Here is an 18,918-nt window from a genome sequence, read left to right as displayed (position 1 = left end):
GTCCTCCACCGCCAGGCGCGCGGCGGCGAGCAGCGCGGGCCTGGGGGGGTGCAGCCCAGCCCCGGCGGGGGGGGGGGGGGCCCCCGGCCCGGGGGGGGGCCCCCCCCCCGCGCCGCTCAGCTCCAGGGGAAAGCGGCGTTCTGGTTGAGCGTGCCCACGGCGAGGCCGCCGGCGCAGGCGATCAGCCAATCCGCCGAGGCCCACCGCTTGGTCAGGTGGTGCACTGCGGCGCCTGCCTGTGTGGGCAGGACGCAGCCGGTCAGGACGATCGCCACGAGGTCGGAGTCGTCGATGTCCTGGTGGCGCGTCAGCGCGTAACCGGCGAACGTCGCCAGGGTGGCGAGGACCAGGTTCCGCAGATCGACGGTGCCCAGTGACGGAAGGTCAGCCCCGCGCGCGCCGCGGACCGTGTACACGATCAGCGCGGCGACCTCGGCTGCGATGACCAAGAGCGCGACCAGCATGAGCGTCGCCTCCTTTCAGAATGTGCAGGCCTTCTGGATCGCCGGGATGCCGAGCAGGGCCTTGATGGCCGCGCGCTGCGGGGAGCTGAGCTTGCGGCGCTTGGCGTAGGTCTGGATGAGTTGCGCGGTCTTCTTGACACCGATCCGCTTCACGAGGCGCACCGCGGTCACCACGCGCCCGGAGGAACCCACCGGGGTGAACATGGCGATGAAACCGGCGACGGTGGTGGCGCACCACAGGATCTTCTTGGTGGTGGACCACCAGGACGGGTCGATGACGATGGGGAAGGCGCTGTTCGCGTCGAACTCGACGTGCTGGATCAGCTTGTTGTCCACGACCTTGTAACTGGTGGGCACGTCCTTGCCGTTGGCGTCCTTGGCCCAGGGCGCGGCGAAGAATCCGGCCGGGTCCTTCAGCGGGGCCTTCTCCGCGTTGTCGTCGCCCTCGGAGTACAGCGACACGGAACCGTCGTCGTGCGTGACGGCCTTCATCCCCGCGGGGATCGTGAAGCCCGTCTCGTAGTCGTGCGGCGCGGAACCGGTCTTGAGGATGTTGAGTGTGCGCGACCCACCGTCGGTGGTGGGCTGCACCACCGTGTCTACCGGTCCCGGCGAGGTGTAGACGACGTTGCCGCCCACTGGTGTGCCCTTGGTGGTCGCCTGGGGAATGCTGAGCGCGGCGGGCATCTGGGCGTTCTTGATGTCGATGCGGTTGTTTTTGCCGTCCCAGGGGACCGCCACGGTGTTCTCCTCGGTGGTGGCGATCGAGGCGTATGTGGCGTCGGAGGCGGTGGCGGCCGTGATGTCTGCGGCGTCCGAGTGGAGGTTGGCGAGACCCAGCGCGTGTTCGGCCGCGGTCGGCGTCCAGGCGGTGTCCACGGTGAAGCGGACGGGGTCGGACCAGCCGGTGGCGTAGTGGGTGCCGTCGTAGGTGGTGGAGCGGAAGCTGTAGGTGTGGCCCGAGACCAGCTTGCCGGCCGGGACCTTCACGCTGGAGGTGCTGTTGGCGGGCACCGGCTCGGCGTTGACCGTCGAGACGACCTTGCCCGTGGCGGTGTCGGTGATCTCGTAGGTTCCGGTGATCTGGTCCTCGCCGTCGGTGTCCACCGTGGAGAACCGGAGGGTCGGCGTGGTCGAGTTCACCTTGAAGATGCCGCCCTGGGACAGGAACGGCGTGCCGGCCTGGAGGTTGGTGCCGTTGTACGGGCGGTAGTTGTAGGTGACTTCGAGGGTGGGGACCTGCTTCTGGTCGGGGGCCTCGGAGGAGGAGAACCGCTTCCATGCGTAGGTGTCGGACTCGTCCGCCGCCTTCAGCGCGATGGATCCCACCTCGGCCTTCTCCGAGGACCAGGTCTGCGCGAGCTTGGTGATGTCCGCGCTCGCCCACCCCTCGTTGGAGCACGTGGCCGACTTGGTCTGGGTGGAGGTGGCGATCTTCTCCTTGAGCGCCGGCTGCCTGGTCCAGCGGGTGTTCTTGTCCGCGGGGCCGGCGGCCCACACTTCCCAGCCGCGCTTCTCGCACGACCAGGCGTGGTAGTTCCACATCTTCAGCGTCGCCTTGGAGACAAGGGAATCGGCGAAGTTGGCGGTGCGGAAGGTCAGGAACGAGCGGGCGGTGCGCTTGGTGGAGCCGGCGAGGTCGCCGGGCCAGCCGATCTTGAGGTCGGTGTTCGCGGACTGGTCGGTGGTGTCACCGCCCTGCACGAACGTGTCGAACAGGGTGTCCAGGGTGTCGGTGGCCGGATCGATCGTCACCGGGTAACGGGTCGCGGGGTCGCTCAGCCACTCCGCGTCCGGGGCGAGCGTGAATTCCACGGTGTTGCCGTGCTGGGCTACCTTCATCTCGACCAGCCTGGTGTTGGTGCGCTCCAGGGACTTCTCGTCCACTGTGGCGTCCCACATGTGCGGCGCGGGCATCACCGCACGCTCTTCGCCCTGGGCGTCGGTGAAGGACACCGAACCGTCGGTGTTTTGGGTGGCCTTCACTCCGTCGGGCACCGTCATCGGCAGCACCATCGGTGCGCCGCTCTCCGGGGCCTTGTTCAGCCGGAGGAACTGCTCGAACCCCGTCCGGGTGGCCTCCACGATCACGTCGCCGCCGGGCACGGCCTCCTTGTAGGTGGCGACGTTCCCGTCCAGGACCGGGGCGGGCAGGCCGGCCTTCCACCGCATCGCGAGGCGGTCCTTGCCCGTGCCGAGGGTGATGAGGTCGCGCGCCTCGGACTCCGGGGCCTGGGCCGTGCCCGCGATCGACCGGGGCAGCGCCCCGCCCTTGCCGGCCAGCCTCAGCTGCTTGGGGTGCGCCTCGGCCGTGACCCCGCCATCCGCAGCGGCCTTGAGGTCGACGTCGACGTCCACCCACTTGCCGTCGCGGATCATGCGGATCGGGCCGGCGGCCATCTCCCGTGTGAGGGTGGCGTCGGGGTTGGCGTAGACGGTGTCGGTCTCGGTGCGCAGCTGCAACACCTCCACCCGCTGGTCCTGCACCGCCGCGGCCGCCTGCGCGGCCTCCACGCTCTCGGCCTCCTTGATCGGATGGGCCTTGAACGCCGCGATGTCCTTCTCCAGGCCCGCCAACGCCCGCTCGAATTCGGCCGCTTCTCCATCAGCGGCCGAGGGTTCGGCGATGGCGTGCGGTGTAGACGTCAGGACGGCGCCTACGGTCAGCATTGCTATGCCCGCGGTTCGGGCACGCCAGCTGTACTTCACGTGCAACTCCAGGTTCAGGTGACGATCGCGGGCCCCTGGTGAGGGCGCGGAGGATCGCCGCAGCAACCGGCAGGCCAGATGTGGCTTGCGGTTGTCGCCTCCAAAGTGGGGGTTTTGAACAGGACTTTACTTCTCTTGACCAGTGCTTGGTCAACCGAGGGGGGAGGGGGGCTCGCCCGAGCGGTGAGGGCGACAGCGCGAGATCAGCGAACGTCACGAACCTGCCCCATCTGATGGGCGGGAGTCGCACACGTGTTGCCCTGCCCAACGCCGACGCTGCCGCAGAGTCACGCCGTGGGGCTGAAACTTGGCGGCGAAGCTGACTGTCAGCTGTGGACGACCGGGAGCTCGAGGCCGAGGACGACAACGTCGGACGCACAACCGTCCCCAGGCGCCTACCATCTCGCCGACAACGAGGAATGATCCAGCAGCAGGCAGCATGCCGGGTGTTCTTCCGGAAACTGCTCGGCGCGGATATCCCATCCCCGACTGGGCGGCCAACGACCCCGTCGTCACTCAGCCGCGAGCGTGTGGATCGGCTGACGAATGCCTTTCCGCTGCGGTATACCAACGTCGATCCATCTGCCGGAATGACGTCGGGTGGCTGACTGCGCTGAGGCACCTCCCACATCTCCACGGCACGAGGCCGGCTGACTGGGCCTGCCATGTCGAGGCTTCGCCGCCGCCGTCGTCCATGGCGCGACAATGAGGCGTACTCGCGGTCTTCAGGGGACGATCCCTCGCTCCAAGACCCGGCCGTGCCGGTGTCTGGTCGACTCGACAGTCGGTAAGGCCTCCCGATCGCAGGCGGCCATGTGGACCGTCCTGGTGTAACTGCTGCTGGGCGCCGGGGTGATGGTCCGTCTCAGGTCTTAGGACCTACGCCCCATGCGCACCATTGGCCTGCTGGCTGGCGTCGGTGCCTATGCAAGCCACGGAGATTACTCGGCGCACCAGGGCGGAGCGTAGACGGGACACTTTGCAGAGGCTGACCTCGGAGCGCGACATCTGGGTGTCGACGGCCCATCCCGACCACGGCCCGCATCAGGTGCCGCTGTGGTTTCTCTGGGACGGGCAGGCAGTGTGGATGTGCACCAGCGCGAACTCCGCGACTGCGCGTAACGCGCATAAGGAACCACGCGTACGGCTGGCTCTGCCGGACGCCTTCGACGTGGTGCTGCTGCAAGGCCAGGCGACGTGCCATCCAGCGCGGGAAGTGCCAAAGGATGCCGCAGACGCCTTCGCGGGCAAGTTCGGTTGGGATCCGCGTACGGAAGAAACCTCCTTCGTGTACCTGTGCGTAACGCCCCAGACAGTGCGCGCCTGGCGTGGAGTACCGGAACTGCGTGGCAGAGTCGTGATGTGCGATGGAGCTTGGCTGGGGTAGTACGGGCGCAGCTCGAATGTCCGGGTCTCAGCGGCTCGTTGAGGGTTGCGACGACAACAGACGCTTCGTAGCGGACCGCGAGTTCGTCGGATACCGCGTCGCCGCAGCGAGGCGTGGTCGGACGGATGCCGTGGGTGGGTGAGCACATCTCCGGCTTGTGGCGCGTTCTTCCTGCGGATTGGACGGAGACAGCCACGGCCCCGGAACGGCCGGCACTCCATGTCCGGTTTCCGCCAGCGGCACCGGCAACCGTCACGGAATCTGAGCACATGACGACACCCAACTTCCGACCGGCAGCCATCCCTCCCCACGTTCTTGAGGAACTGCGACTGAGCGACGACGCCGGCGCGTTTCGTCCTTCTCCCGTGCATGACACGAGCGGAGCGCCCTTGCGCTGCTGTCTGCGCCGCACCCGTCCCGGTGAGCTCGTCTCCCTGGTGTCGTACGCTCCGCTGCGCCGGTGGGCGGCCGACACGGGAGTGGATCCGGGAGCCTACGACGAGGTGGGCCCGGTGTTCATCCACACGGGCCCTTGTACGGGTCCGGATCCGGAGTGCGGTTATCCGTTCGCTGAGATGGGGGCCCTGCGCGTCTTGCGTCGCTACAGCGGCGATGGCCGGATCGCGGGTGGCGCGATCGTGCAGTTGCCGACGGACCTCCCGCTGGCCCAGGCCGTTGTGGACGAGGCGCTGCGGGCAGCCTTCGCTGACGCCGAGGTCGCTCTCGTACACGTACGGGCGGTGGAGTACGGCTGCTTCCAATACGAGGTGCGCAGGCCTGTTGGGCCGGCCTCGGTCTGACCGGCGCTTCCCCTTCCGGACCGTCCGGCGTCGACAGCGCCGCCGGACGCCGGATCCGGTGGGTACTCGACCGTGATCAGCGAGGGACACGGGGCTTCGCCAGTGGCACGACGGGACGCTGAGGGCGGTTGTGCATGCCATCCGAAGGATAGGGTCGCATAAGCAATCGCTTAGTCGGCGTTCCGTCGGCGCCGGCAGAGGAAGCAGGGAGTCTGATGCCAGTCATCGATGCGTGGATGCAGCACCCGACGCTCCGTCACTCCAACCACGAAATGTTCGAGTCATTGCGCCAGTGGACGAAACAGGGGCTCTTGGAGGAGCCGTTGCCGGTCAAGGCGACGGTGGCCGCGATGGCCGCGGCGGACGTCGAACTCGGCCTCTCGGCGGCCTGGTACGGCCCTCAAGGGCCGCTGATCAGCAACGACGAGGTGGCCGAGTTCGTCGCTCAGTCCGAGGGGCGGCTGCGCGGCGTGGCCGGCGTGGATCTCACCCGCCCGGTCCAGGCGGTGCGGGAACTGCGTCGCGCCGTGGAGGAACTCGGCTTCGTAGCCCTGCGGATCGTGCCCTGGTTGTGGCAACTCCCGCCCACCGACAGGCTGTACTACCCGCTGTACGCCGCCTGCGTCGACCTCGGCATCCCCTTCTGCACCCAGGTCGGTCACACCGGACCGCTGCGTCCCTCCGAAACCGGCCGCCCCATCCCCTACATCGATCAGGTCGCACTGGACTTCCCCGACCTCACCATCGTGTGCGGGCACATCGGGTATCCGTGGACCACGGAGATGATCGCGGTGGCCGACAAGCACGCCCGTGTGTACATCGACACCAGCGCCTACACCAGCCGCCGTTACCCGCTTGAACTGGTCGACTACCTGCGCGGTCGCGGCCGCAGGAAAGTGTTGTTCGGCACGAACTACCCCATGATCACTCCAGCCCGGGCGCTCGAACACCTCGGTGAACTGGGCCTGGACGAGGAGGCCACCGGCCTGTTCCTGGCCGGCAACGCGCGCAGGATCTTCCACCTGTGACCTCACCGGGCGAACACCGACCCTCACAGCTCCCGCAGCTCCGGCGCCCACGGGGGAGACCCCTGCGGGTCAGTCCCGCATCCGGGCGCCGTCAAGGCAGCGCGCTCCGCGCAGGCTGCTGACAACGTCAGGGGCCCACGGCGGTGTCGTGTTGCTGGGCAGGGGGCGGGTACGGGGTCGGCCCAGACGGCGAGCGCCGCACCAGCGGAGTGCGCTGTGGGCGTCCATCGGCATGCCGCAGTGGGTGCGCGGGGGAGACGTCGCCCTTGCGTGCGACCTGCGCGTCGGTACGCCGAGCGCTCCGACCAAAGGCCCGGACGCATCACTCGCTGTGGCGGCCGGTCCAGCTCATGGATGGGGTGCAGGGTGTGTCGACATCGTAAAGCCGCCTCTTGCGGTTCAGACAGGTGCTGCCCAAGTGCTGCTGGAAAACCGTTGTAGCATGTCGTCAAATGGATGACAATTATCCTGTCGTCAGGCCGATGACGTTCGAGGGAGGTACGTGTGACCACAGCAGATGAGCCAGCCACGACCAGCGCCGACGCCCACAGTCCGGCGTCCTTCCTCGCCGCCGCAGCGGCCCTTTCCGCCATGGACGCCGCCCTGCGCGACGCCCAGCACGAGACCCCCGACGCCGCCGGTCCCGGCCCCGAGCAGGCACTGGCCTCCCTGATGCTGCTGCGACAGGTACGCGAGCAGCTCGCCGGATGGGAGACCGGGCTGATCGAGACCGCTCGGGAGGCGGGTGCCAGCTGGGCCGAGCTCGCCCGGCCCCTCGGTGTGGCCAGCCGCCAGGCCGCCGAACGACGCTACCTGCGTGGCCGTCCCGGCGCCTCCGGTACCACCGGTGAGCAGCGCGTGACGGCCACCCGTCAGGCCCGCGCCGCTGAACGCGCCCATGTGACGTGGGCCCGCGCCAACGCCGCAGACCTGCGCCGCCTCGCAGGACAGATCACCGCGCTCACTCACCTCGCGCCCGATGCGCGCTCAGCCCAGGCGTCCCTGAACGCAGCGCTCGGAGCGACCGATCCCGCCGAGCTCATTGCCCCGCTGGCCGGTATGCGTCCCTACCTCGGCGCCCACCATGCCGACCTCGTCACACGCCTGGACGCCCTGGCGGACCGGCTCACGGCGGTAGCTGACGATGCCTGACTCCCTTGATGGAGAGCCATAGACACAGGTGCGCGGTGGGGTGAACACCTTGCACCACCATCACGCCGAGGCGGGCACGTTCCGTCTCGGTCCGAGTTCCGTCCGTTCATGACGTTCCCATAGAAAGGGCCCCCCATGGGCAGCAGTGTCGAGACGCTGGAATTCCAGGCGGAGACCCGCCAGTTGCTCCGCCTGGTGATTCACTCGATCTACTCGAACAAGGACATCTTCCTGCGTGAGCTGATCTCGAACGCCTCCGACGCACTGGACAAGCTGAGGCTGGAGTCGCTGACCGACTCCAGCCTCTCCGGGGTCGACAGCGCCGATCTGCACATCTCGCTGGAGGTCGACAAGGACGCCCGCACTCTGACCGTCCGTGACAACGGGATCGGCATGAGCCGGGACGACCTCGTGGAGCTGATCGGCACGATCGCCAAGTCCGGCACCGCTGCTCTGCTGGAGAAGATCAAGGAATCCAAGGATGCCGCCACCGCCGAGAACCTGATCGGGCAGTTCGGCGTCGGCTTCTACTCCGCGTTCATGGTCGCCGACAAGGTCACCCTGCGCACTCGGCGGGCGGGCACCGACTCCGGAACCCAGTGGGAGTCCGACGGAGACGGCACCTACGACCTCCAGGCCGTCGACGGCCTGCCCGTCGGCACGTCGGTCACCCTCCACCTCAAGCCGGCCGACAGCGAGGACGGGCTCGCCGACTACCTGTCCGAGTCGAAGATCCGTCAGATCGTCAAGCAGTACTCCGACTTCATCCGCTGGCCCATCCGGATGACCACCGAGCGCACCGGCGCCGAGGGTGAGATCACCCACGACACCGACACACTCAACTCGATGAAGGCGCTGTGGGCCCGGCCGCGCAGCGAGGTGACCGAGGAGGAGTACAACGAGTTCTACCAGCAGATCAGCCACGATTGGCTTCCCCCGGCCGAGACGATCCACATGCGCGCCGAGGGCACCTTCGAGTACGAGGCGCTGCTGTTCATTCCCACGCAGGCGCCCTTCGACCTGTTCTCCCGCGAGACCAAGCGCGGCATGCAGCTGTACGTCAAGCGGGTCTTCATCATGGACGACTGCGATGCGCTCATGCCCAACTACCTGCGCTTCGTCAAGGGTGTGGTGGACGCCCACGACCTGTCGTTGAACGTCTCCCGCGAGATCCTCCAGCACGACCGCCAGATCCATGGCGTACGCCGGCGCCTGGTCAAGAAGGTCCTCGGCGCCATCAAGGACATGCAGGCAAAGGACGCCGAGCGCTACGCGAAGCTGTGGGCGCAGTTCGGCCGGGTGCTGAAGGAAGGACTGCTCGAAGACACGGACAACACCGAGGCCCTCCTTGGGCTGGTGTCGACCGCCTCGACGCATGACCCGGAGAAGACCACCACGCTGCGTGCCTACGTCGAGCGAATGAAGGACGGACAGGATGCCATCTACTACCTGACCGGTGAAACCCGCGCGATGGTGGAGAACTCCCCGCACATGGAAGCCTTCACCGCCAAGGGGTACGAGGTCCTGATCCTCACCGACCCCGTCGACGAGGTGTGGGTGGACCGGGTCACGGCCTTCGACGGCCACCGGTTGCAGTCCATCGCCAAGGGGCAGGTCGACCTTGAGGAATCCGCCGACGGCGATCAGGAATCCGACACCCAGAAGAGCCGGCGAGAGCAGGACTTCGCCACCCTGCTGCCGTGGCTGACCACCACCCTGGCCGAACACGTCAAGGAGGTCCGCCTGTCCTCGCGCCTGACCACCTCCGCGGCATGCATCGTCGGCGACACCCATGATGTGACCCCGACCCTGGAAAAGATGTACCGAGCGATGGGACAGGAACTCCCCACGGTCAAACGCATCCTGGAACTGAACCCCGCACACCCGCTCGTCACCGCTCTGCGCACCGCACACGACGCCACCGCCGACGACCCCGCCCTGGCCGAGACCGCCGAGCTGATCTACGGCAGCGCGCTCCTCGCCGAAGGCGGCGACCTGCCCGACCCGGCCCGCTTCACCCGGCTGCTCACCGACCGCTTGGCCCGCACGCTGTAACCACGAAGTCCGCCCACGCCTCAGCGGACCGCGACATCGACGTCGACGACGACATGGCTGTGGCCGAAGTACCGGACCGTACCGGCGCGTTCGAGCCCGGACTCGTACGGGAACGCAAGGTGTTCGGCCAGGGTCTGATCGTTGCCCTCGCAGGGCGGGTGGACGTCGTCGTCGTCGCGATGGCGACAAGGATCTGTACTGAACATGCTGGTCGCAGCCGCTCGTTGAGGGCTGCGACCAGCATGGTTGCCTCTTGGCACAAGTTCCCCGTGTCCCGCGGCGGCAGCACCACCGCGCAGGAACTCCTGACAGTTGCGAACCCAGTCCGTCTGAACCGGGGGGTTGCCTTGATCCCGCCAGAAGTGCGAACGAACCGCAGCGGTCTTCCCACAGGCTCACCCACTGACACTGCACCGGCGCAGCCATGATATTAACCGGCCTTGACCTCAACCGGCCTTGACCTCAACCGGCCTTGAGGTCCTAGCGTCGCGATCATGACGACCACAAGCACCCCGCGGACTGGCACCATCGAGCTCAACCAACGGCCTATCGCCCTGGTCGCCTGGCGCGCCACCGAGGCGATCTTGCGGCACTCGCAGGCCGCCCTGGCACGCATCGACACCAGCCGGCCCCAGTGGTGGGCGCTCAACAACATCGTCCGGGCCGAGCACGGCCTCACCAGGGAAGAGATCCGTGCCCTGGTCGTGCCCTACGGGATGGACACCCAGGTGATGGTCCACGCCGCCGACGCCCTCGTACACCGAAACTGGCTCGCCATCGGCACGGACGGCGGGCTGACCAGTGTCCACACCGGCGGACGGCCCGGCTTGACGCCCCTCGGCAGGAACGGCTCAAGCCGGGCCGCGGATCAGCCCTGACGGCAGGTGCGTTTCGCGCCGGTCGTCGAGTCGGTCCAGCAGCCGGCGTCGATCAAGTCGATGGAGGGCTGTTCCCGGACAACGACGCAGAACTCACGACACCAGCGCACGACTTGATCGTGGTCCCTTTCACCCGCGACACGCCCTTGGCCCGCTGGGTGCGGCCGCGGTCGGATCAGGGTGCCGAGGCGATAGAGGTGCGTGCGCCAGAAGGGAACCGGTGCTGCGCCCGTTTGCCGTTGCCATGCTTTTGCGAAGGCTGTGGCGGTGTCGTGGTCCGCGAGGACACCTGAGGGAGAGTGGCCGAGCCCGACCAGCCGGGCTGTGAGGGTGTCAGTCTGCTCGGCAGAGAGGGAAGTGACCCAAAGGTATCCACGCGGCGTGCGATAGAAGATGGCATGGACCTCGCCCCCTGCCTCCAGTCGCCCGAAGACGGTGGCTTCGCTACCCGGCGCGCCGACCCCGCGTGCCCGCAGCCTCTCGATGTCCGTCAACCGGCGTGTTGTGCAGGGCAGGCCGTGAGCGCAGGAAGGCGCCGGCACGGAACAGGAAGTCGCGGACGTTTGCGGTGAGTTGCCAGTCATCCGTGAGCATGGTTCATGATCTCGGCCGTCATCCCCGTCCCCCTTGCTGATTGCCTGACGTAGCGTCAAAAAATGGCGGGATATGGCTCATTGTCATCCCCGTAGGGAACCGCGAGCGCCTGCGGGGCATGACTGTTGGGGGAGTCTGTCATGGCGACCGCGTGACGAGGCCGGCGACGGTGGAAGAGGGGGCGTGATGGCTGGGCACGGTGGGTCGAGGGCGGAACAGCAGGTGATGGACGTGCGTCGCGAAGTAGAGAAGTACCGAAAGCTCGCACACGCCGATCCCCACCGATACCTCTCCACATTCGCTCTGCGGCTCTTCCAGATGTGTGATGCGCTGGTCGAGTTCCCGGAGCAGCACGAGGAAATGACCACACTGCTGGGCGAGTTGGTGCAGGTCACGCGCCGCCTCGCCGCGTCGCAGGCGAACCGGTGGCTACCGGCGCTCGCACGGGCCCTGGAGCAGCGCGCCCGCGTCACCGGGTTACTGGGACGCCGGGACGAAGCGCGGGGGTACGCGGACCAAGCCGTCCGCCTCTACCGCGACCTGGCGCGCGAAGACGGGACGCAGCTTTCCGGTCTCGCCCTCGCGCTGGCCAATCTCGGCAACCAGCTGGCCGAGCTGGGCCGCCACCACGAGGCACTCGACCACATGCGCGAGGCCGTCGCAATGCGACGCCGACTGGCCGAGCGCCGTCCCGCCGATGCGGACCTCGCGGCGGAACTGGCCTCCTCCCTGGTCGATCTGGGCGTGAAACTCGGAGAGATGGGCCACCATGAGGACGCCCTGCCCGTACTCCGCGACGCGATCGTCCGGTATCGCGCCGCCGCCGCCGCCCGGCCCGCGACCGGTCTGTCCGAGCAGTGGGTGGCCCTGCTGTCGCTCTGTCGTGAACTGGCCCAGCTGAACCGCGGCGCCGAGGCCCGCCCATACCTTGAAGAGGCCACCGCGCTCTACCGCGCGCTCGCCGACAGCGACGCGGGCTTCGTCGCCTTCGTGACCGCGATGCTTAGCCGTTACGGTTTCGCCCTCACCGAGGAGGGTCTGATCGTGCCGGATACCCCTCAGCCGCGGCACTCCACCCAGCACGACGGAGCCCTGCTCTCCCGCATCCAGAAACTCAACGAGCAGGCCCTCCGGCTGGCCTCGAACGGGAGCCTCGACCTGGCCCTCGGCATGGCTCATGACGCCGTCGCCCTGAGTCGGCAGGCCGCCGAGGCCGTACCCGCCATGGCGATCGCGCTGGCTCGCTCCCTGCACAACCTCGCTCTCGTGCAGGCCGGAAACGGCCGTTCGACCGAGGCGGTGAGGTCCTGCGCCGAGGCGGTTCACCTGTGCCGTCGCAGCCTGGTCGCCGCTCCCCACCTCGTACGCCCTCTGCTCGCCGAAGCGCTCGACACGCTGAGCAACCGGCTCGCCCTCCTCGGACACCACCAGGACGCACTCGTGGCCGGGCAGGAGTCCGTCGCCCTGCACCGACAGCTCGCGGACGCCGACCCGAGCGCCCACTTGGCCGTGCTCGCCCGCTCGCTCAACAGCCTCGGCATTCGCCTCGCGGACACCGACCGCCACGACCAATCCCTCGACACCGCACTCGAAGTAGTGGCCATCTACCGCCACTTGCGTGCGGCCGAACCCGACCGGCACGTGGCCGGATTCATCCACGCTCTGTCCAATCTGGGGCTGCGACTGGCCCGCGTCGGACGCGACCACGAGGTCCTGGCACCCACCATGGAGGCAGTGAACCTTCTGGACCAGCAACCTCCGCTCGGCCCCGACGGTGACGAGGAACACCTCGCGGAGTCCTTTTCCTGGCTCGGCTGGTGGCTGCGCAAGCACGGCCACCGCAAAGAGGCGCGCACCGTCACCCGGAGCGCCGCGGAGCTGCGTCGCAGGACGACCGGCTGACGTCGGGTCCAAGACGTTCCGCTGCGCTGCAAGTCGGTCTTCGATGCCGAACGGCGGTGCCTGGACTCAGAGGAATCCGCCGGGCAGTGATGCTGCCGTACGCCCCCTCGAACACCTTCGCCGGCACACGGCCACCCACCACACCCGATACTGGTCGAGGAAACCCGCGGGCCGTGCCCGCAACAGACGCGTGGGCCCCGGCGCCGGTCTCGCCGTGCCGTTGATGACGACGATCCTCATGCCACTCCCTGTCTGCCGGTCAGCCGTCCCATCCGTAGGCGCGCCGACAACGCTCACCTCACCTCACCTGCGGCGCGCGAGCGCCCTACACCCGAGTGGTGATTTCGATCAGCTCGGGGCCCTGGAGTACGCGCAGGGGGAACCGCCACAACTGGCCCTCCCAGGTGCCGGCGTAGACCAGGCCGTGGACGCGGTCCAGCGCGACGCCGAGCGGAGAGAAGGCGCCGGCGGCCCTGACCGCCTCGCGTTCCCTGCCAGTGGCCAGGTCCACCGTGTACAAGACGTCCTTCCAGTGGTCGGTGACGTACGCGCTGCCCGCCCCGTCGAGTACGATTCCGCCGCTCCGCAACGGGGACGCCCCGGGCAGCACCTGCGGGGTGACGGGTGGTTCGGCCCGGAGGTCGACCTGACGCATGCTCCCCTCACTGTCCCTGTTGCCGGTGTACGCCTTGCCTTGTCCATCCAGTGCCACCGCGGAGGTGGATGCTCCCAGGTCCCTGGCGATCAGCTTGGGCTGCCCATGCGACCGCAGGTCGACCTCGTACAGATTCCCGTCGAAGGACGTGACGTACGCCGTGGCCGTGCTGTCCAGGGCGATGCCGCAGGCGGAGGCGATCGTGGCGGTCACCTCGACGCGGCCGTTGGACAGGTCCACCCGCAGCAGACGACCAGCAGCACCACTGTTGTCGGTGATGTAGGCACTGCCGTCCCCGTCCAGCGCCAGGCCACTGGGCACACCCAACGTGCCGTTCGTATCGCCGCTGGTGACGATCTGGCGCTTGGCGTTGGTGGTGAGGTCCACGCTGTACAGCTTCCCGTCACTGGTGACGGCGTAGGCCTTGCCGAGCGCGGGGTCGACCGCGACGCCCAGGACGAGTCCCGTCATCCCCCGGGCGACCAGGACCGCGCCTCCGGTCTCGTGGGCGAACTCGTTCAGCCTCCTCCTCGCCTCCTCACTGACGCTCGGCTGGTCCTCCTCACCGATTTTCGCCGCTTGCCGGAAGGATCCCTGCGCGGCCGAGGACGCCGCGGTGGACGCGGCCATACCGGACGCCGAGCTGGGATCCTCGCTGACTTGGCGTTGGGCGTCGGCCACCGTCTGAAAATTCTTGAAATGGGGGCCGAGGAAACCGCTCATCACGTGCAGCGCGCCATGCGCCGTCTGGCGCGGCTGCCATGGGTCACGGCCGGCCTCCAGCCCGTGCACGAACGCCGAGACGTCCCCCGAGACGCTCTCCTCGTCCTCGTCCCAGCCACCGCTCCCGGTGCCGGGGGTGCACCCCTTGAGCGCCTCGGTGGACCTCTCGGCATCGCCGGCCCGGTCCTTTCCGCTGCCGAAGCCGTGGGCAAAGGCGGACGTGGAAGTGGGCGGGTCCTCTTCGGCACCGTTGTTGGAGTCGTCGCCGTCAGGCATGGACTTTCCCTCCCTTTTCGCAGTGGCGCAAGGTCAGCTCTTGTAGAACGGCGCTTCTTTGTCCATGCCGTCGCTGGTTCCGTCGCCGAGCTGAAGCTTCTCCAGCTCGAATACCTCGGCCTCCCCGGCGAGGACGGAGACGATTTCGGCCTCTCCCTTCCGAGTGAGATATTCCTTGCCGTCACCGACCAGTTCGAGAACGTCGACCGCCCGTGCGACGACCTGGTAGTAGGGGTTGTCCGGGGTTTCTCCGGTTTTGCCGCGGGTCTGTGCGCGCCTCCGTGCCTCGACGTCCTCCACCCCTTCAATGGCCGTGATGCTGTCGAATTCCACCGGCTCCTCGTAATACAGTGCGACCCATCCGCCGAAGGTGATGGGGAGTTCGTAGTCGAACTTGCTCACCTTCCGTCGTTGCGTCGCCCTCACGACCGCCCGGCTCCCCACCGTCCCGCTGACCGAGAACGAGCCCTTGAACTGGGTGGTGAACGAACCGCTCACGGAGGCGCTGATGCCGAGCATCAGTTGTTCCGAGAGTTCCCCGGTGCCCGTGGCGGTGGCCGTCGCCGTGGTCGTACTGGTCGCTTGCGCCTGGGACGCCACGTCAACACCCTCGTTGTCCCGGCTGTTCTTCAGGGTGGTCGTCTTGGACTCGCTCGCCGCCATGGCGGTCTGCAGTTGTTGCTGTAGCGACGCGGTGCTCTTCGCCCCGAACGTGAGCTGGGCCTGGCCTTGGAGCGACCAGCTGATCGCATTGGACACCGAGAACTCGAAGCCGGCGGTCCACGTCACCGGCCGGGGGTCCGTCCGGTTGACGAACGTGTTCTCGTAGATCACGTCAGGAGGGGGCTGTTGGATGTCGCTGCGCTCCTCGATGAGCGGCACACCCATGTTCATGTAGGTGGTCCACCCGTGCTCGTGCGCCGAGTCTCCCGGGGGAAAGGTGCCGTACGTCACCTTGTTGATGGAGAACCCCACAGGTGCGATCCACCGGTCCGCCTCGCCTTCCTTTTTCTTCTTCACCCTCCCTCTCACCTTTTTCCACTTCGCCTCCACCAAATTCCAGCCCTCGGGCTGCTGCTCCTGTTGGCTTGCTTTCTCCCACTCCTTCCATTTCTTCAGGATCGGGGGCGGCCCGCCGGTGAGGATGTCGAGTTCCCTCTGATTTTTCCGTGTCAGCGGGTGGCGCATGAATCTAGTGGGTTTGTAGGTCTTCCCCACCACGTGTTCACTGCCGGCGTCGGCGGAATCGTTGGCGGAGACTCCGGCTGCCGAAGAGGTACTCATGGCCTTCGCTCCTCCCCGTGCGCAAAAATGCCGCACTTCGGTTTTTCCGGATCACGTCTACGAGTTGGTGCTACCCGGTCGTTATGGGCGGCATCCGTATACGTCCCCCGTTCCATGGGGCGCGCGGAGGCGAGGGTCAGCCGCAGAAGTACGCCGGCATTGGTCGGATCACCGGATTATCAGTACTGGCGGGTGTGGTGGTACCGATCTTTTGAGCGCGTGGAAGGCTCCCTCGCTCCGGCTCCACACGGGGCCGGAACGAGCACACAGGGCGCGTCCCGCCGCGATGGGGGACGCGCCCGGTCGCTGGTGCGGACGGGCCCGGCGGGGAGCGTGGACGCGGCCCGCTCGGAAAGGGGGAACGACGTCGCAGAGACCGCTATGACGACATCGTGCCTGATGCTCCGAGGCCAGTACTGCCACATTCAGGGAGTACGCCAAGAGGCAGCACGCGCGCTCCTGACGTCGGCGGACGGAGACTGACGACTGGCCGCCGTCGCGATCAGGAACAGCCGGGTCGCGCACGGCCGACCGGATGCGGGCCGGACGGGGGAGCGGGACCACGGCCAGGGGCGCACACGCAACCACGGCCCGGGGCGAACACGGGACCACGGCCCGGGGCGAAGAGCGGGCAGGTCATCGAGGAGACAGCCCCTGGCGGATCATTCCGGAACCCTTGGCTTCTTGGCGGACCCTGAGGTCCGCCCGTGGGTCATCTCGGCGAACGCGATGCGCTCGCTATTGACGGTCGCGAAGGAATGCCTGCCCGAGCCAGAGGAAGCGGAGGGACCCGGTCTCGCATTTATCGCGCTTTCGGGTGCCTTGCTCACCTGCGAAGGTGAGGATGTGGTGACACCGGGGCTCAGGAACTCGTGCTTCCGGCCAACCCGTACCCTCGCAACCGGGATGAACGCCGGAGGGCTGCGCGGAACGGATCTGGGGCTGCGGACCCTAGCCTTGGTCTCAGAGGCGTTCGATGGCACGGACGTCCAGACGCTCGTGCTGCATACCGTCATCGACGGCTGGAACCTGGTACGCGGCCATGGTCAGAGCGTCAATCTGCAGCGGGCCGACCTGCGTGGGGCACAGCTCTCCCATGCCGACTTGCGGGGCACCGACCTTCGCAACAGCGACCTGCGGGGAGCGAACCTCGAACGGGCGGATCTTCGGGGGGCGTTGCTTGGAGGAGCCGATCTGCGTGGCGCCGTTCTCAGGCGGTCGAATCTGATCGACGCGGACTTGCGGAAAGCTGACCTGCAGCGTGCTGACCTGAGTCACAGTGACTTCCGCGGTGCCCGACTGGGGCGCTCGGCGCTTAGGGGCGCGGAGTTGTGGTCGGCATTCGTCGGTCACGCCTCAATGGAGGACGCGTATCTCGAAGGCGTAGAGGTGTCCCGAGCCGATGAACGCGGCAGCCGAGAGAAAACGATTGCTGCTGCCCTGGAGCCAGTGACCAGCGGAACGTCTACTCGCGGGCAAGCGTGAGCCGACCGTGACCCCCGGCGAGCCCCGTTCACGCAAGACGCCACAGGCACTGCCCGCCCTTCGTGCATCCCGCGCCAACCGGGCATCGGCATCGCCGGCCGCACTCTCCCCAGAAGCCGACCAGCCCTCGGTAGCTGCTCCTACGGTCCGGCGTCTACTGCTTGCGCTCTTCCTCAACTTCGGTAGTTCGAGCATCGCCTGCTACTCACTGCTCCCGCTGCTGCCAGTCCTCATGGAGGGGTGGCATTCGGGGCCTCTCTCCGTGGGCGTAGTCCTTTTCGCCTTCAGCGCACTGCGGTTCTGTGGGTTCATCGTCGTAGACCGTATGGACTTCAGCCGAGTCAGGCCGACGCTGACCCTGTCCTTGGCGGCTGCGGCTTCACTGATGGCCACGGCGGCTCTCCTCCGAGGCGAACGGACGGTCGTAGTGTTTCTCATGTGCGGTGTGGCCGTCTCCATGAGTGTCAACTCGGTGACCGTACGGACCTGTATTGGCGATTACGTCGAGTCAGCGGAGGAACGCGTGGGCGCGTTCTCTCGCCTCCAGGTGGTGACTAACCTGTGCTCCGCCGGGGGGCCCATGTTGGGCTCACTGCTGTACTTCCAGTCGCCAGGGAGATGGATGCTTGTCACTGCTTTTGTCTTCGCTGTCTCTGCAGCAGCATCCTTTCTTGCCCTGCCCAAGGGGCTGAAGCTGGTCAAGGCTCCCAAGCCAGGGAGGCAGAGTTGGTGGCGAGACGCGGTGCACAACCAGAGCCTGCGCAAGGTCGCATTGGGCTCGTTCATCTGTTTTACCCTCTATTCGCAGCTCTTCTCGGCGATGCCGCTGTACCTCTTCGACATCGCTCGCCCCACTGTTGCCAGCGCTGTGTTCCTCTTCAATGCCTTGCTTGTGGTGGCGCTGCAACTGCCCGTGGGAAAGCGGGCCGGAAGGCAGATGGCACGGAGCGGCGCCGGGTTCCGGATGTTCGCCGCGGTGACCTTCTGTATGGCGTGCGCCTTCCTCCTCACTGGGTTTTCCCGCTGGGCGAACGCCTTGTTGATTCTGGCGATCCTCGTCTTCACCGTGGGCGAGACGGTCCTCGGCGCGGTCAATGACCAGGCGTTCATGGAAGCCAAAGGCGATTTAGATACGCTCTCGGCGGTGAAATGCCGAATGTTGGTCACGGCATCGGGCTCATCGATGGGAGCCCTAGTGGGCGGTAGCTGTTCACTCCTGGTGGCCCATGCGTGGCGCTTCGACGCCTACTGGTACCTGGTCGCAATCTTTGGGGTGTGCGCCGCAGGTGTGTTCTGGAGCCGGGGCCGTAGCAAGTGGCCGAGTGGCGTGCGTCAGGCCCGCTCGTGAGGTCAACCTTTCCCTTACGTTCAGGGAACAATTCCCCATAACTTGGGAAGTGTCGACGGTGAACTTCCTCGCGAGTCCGAGCTAGTGAGGCTTTTCCATCATCGGTCTGAGCTGGCCAAATGCAGGGTGAGGACAGCCTGGATGAGGCAGGTGATCCGGGTGGTCGAGCACCGGAGCT

General features: G+C 67.2%; 14 protein-coding genes and 1 pseudogene. 9 read left to right on the top strand and 6 right to left on the bottom strand.

Translation table 11 applies throughout. The features are described 5' to 3' along the window. Positions 1–116: 116 nt before the first annotated feature. Positions 117–464, bottom strand: a complete 348-nt coding sequence (locus AB0D31_RS33170) for a hypothetical protein (protein WP_362730171.1) — start codon at positions 462–464, stop codon at positions 117–119. 15 nt (positions 465–479) lie between these two features. Further along, positions 480–3,173 carry a DNRLRE domain-containing protein gene (locus tag AB0D31_RS33165; protein ID WP_362730168.1) on the bottom strand — a complete coding sequence of 898 codons (2,694 nt, stop codon included), beginning with the start codon at positions 3,171–3,173 and terminating at the stop codon, positions 480–482. A gap of 925 nt (positions 3,174–4,098) precedes the next feature. On the opposite strand from AB0D31_RS33165, the gene AB0D31_RS33160 reads away from it, so the two are divergent. The 5 genes from AB0D31_RS33160 to htpG all read left to right on the top strand — a co-directional run bounded on the left by AB0D31_RS33160 (position 4,099) and on the right by htpG (position 9,595). Continuing rightward, positions 4,099–4,560: a pyridoxamine 5'-phosphate oxidase family protein gene (locus AB0D31_RS33160; RefSeq protein ID WP_362730165.1), complete on the top strand. Its 462-nt coding sequence runs from the start codon at positions 4,099–4,101 to the stop codon at positions 4,558–4,560. Between the two features lie 269 nt (positions 4,561–4,829). Then, positions 4,830–5,360: a DUF1203 domain-containing protein gene (locus AB0D31_RS33155; RefSeq protein ID WP_362730162.1), complete on the top strand. Its 531-nt coding sequence runs from the start codon at positions 4,830–4,832 to the stop codon at positions 5,358–5,360. Positions 5,361–5,575: 215 nt separating this feature from the next. Next, a complete protein-coding gene (locus AB0D31_RS33150) occupies positions 5,576–6,388 on the top strand; it encodes an amidohydrolase family protein (RefSeq protein ID WP_362730159.1) in 813 nt (270 codons plus the stop codon). A 504-nt stretch (positions 6,389–6,892) separates the two neighbouring features. Beyond that, positions 6,893–7,540: a type III effector protein gene (locus AB0D31_RS33145; RefSeq protein WP_362730156.1), complete on the top strand. Its 648-nt coding sequence runs from the start codon at positions 6,893–6,895 to the stop codon at positions 7,538–7,540. A gap of 135 nt (positions 7,541–7,675) precedes the next feature. After that, complete coding sequence (gene htpG / locus AB0D31_RS33140; RefSeq protein ID WP_362730153.1) at positions 7,676–9,595, top strand: molecular chaperone HtpG; 1,920 nt, start codon at positions 7,676–7,678, stop codon at positions 9,593–9,595. Positions 9,596–9,615: 20 nt separating this feature from the next. Here htpG and AB0D31_RS33135 read toward each other — a convergent pair whose 3' ends face one another. Continuing rightward, entirely contained in the window at positions 9,616–9,801 is a 186-nt protein-coding gene (locus AB0D31_RS33135; protein ID WP_362730150.1) for a hypothetical protein, read from the bottom strand. A gap of 288 nt (positions 9,802–10,089) precedes the next feature. Here AB0D31_RS33135 and AB0D31_RS33130 point away from each other — a divergent pair, with 288 nt between their 5' ends. Continuing rightward, on the top strand, positions 10,090–10,473 hold the full coding sequence (locus AB0D31_RS33130) for a hypothetical protein (protein ID WP_362730147.1): 384 nt from the start codon (positions 10,090–10,092) through the stop codon (positions 10,471–10,473). A gap of 26 nt (positions 10,474–10,499) precedes the next feature. On the opposite strand, the pseudogene AB0D31_RS33125 reads toward AB0D31_RS33130, so the two are convergent. Then, positions 10,500–11,067, bottom strand: a pseudogene (locus tag AB0D31_RS33125) (GNAT family N-acetyltransferase); the annotation flags it as partial. A gap of 231 nt (positions 11,068–11,298) precedes the next feature. Between AB0D31_RS33125 and AB0D31_RS33120 the strand changes: the two are divergent. Beyond that, entirely contained in the window at positions 11,299–12,969 is a 1,671-nt protein-coding gene (locus AB0D31_RS33120) for a tetratricopeptide repeat protein (RefSeq protein ID WP_362730144.1), read from the top strand. A 325-nt stretch (positions 12,970–13,294) separates the two neighbouring features. On the opposite strand, the gene AB0D31_RS33115 is transcribed toward AB0D31_RS33120, so the two are convergent. Further along, positions 13,295–14,623, bottom strand: a complete 1,329-nt coding sequence (locus AB0D31_RS33115) for a YncE family protein (RefSeq protein ID WP_362730141.1) — start codon at positions 14,621–14,623, stop codon at positions 13,295–13,297. 33 nt (positions 14,624–14,656) lie between these two features. Then, positions 14,657–15,907, bottom strand: a complete 1,251-nt coding sequence (locus AB0D31_RS33110; protein ID WP_362730138.1) for a gluconolaconase — start codon at positions 15,905–15,907, stop codon at positions 14,657–14,659. Positions 15,908–16,591: 684 nt separating this feature from the next. On the opposite strand from AB0D31_RS33110, the gene AB0D31_RS33105 reads away from it, so the two are divergent. Next, entirely contained in the window at positions 16,592–17,392 is an 801-nt protein-coding gene (locus tag AB0D31_RS33105) for a pentapeptide repeat-containing protein (RefSeq protein WP_362730135.1), read from the top strand. Between the two features lie 7 nt (positions 17,393–17,399). Beyond that, positions 17,400–18,740 (top strand): MFS transporter, encoded by a 1,341-nt coding sequence (locus AB0D31_RS33100; RefSeq protein WP_362730132.1) that lies wholly within the window; start codon positions 17,400–17,402, stop codon positions 18,738–18,740. Positions 18,741–18,918 lie beyond the last annotated feature (178 nt).

It is taken from the genome of Streptomyces sp. NPDC048361 (assembly GCF_040651795.1).
Taxonomy (GTDB): domain Bacteria; phylum Actinomycetota; class Actinomycetes; order Streptomycetales; family Streptomycetaceae; genus Streptomyces.
Note: the sequence above shows the minus strand (reverse complement) of the source record. Positions and strands in the feature narration are given on the sequence as shown.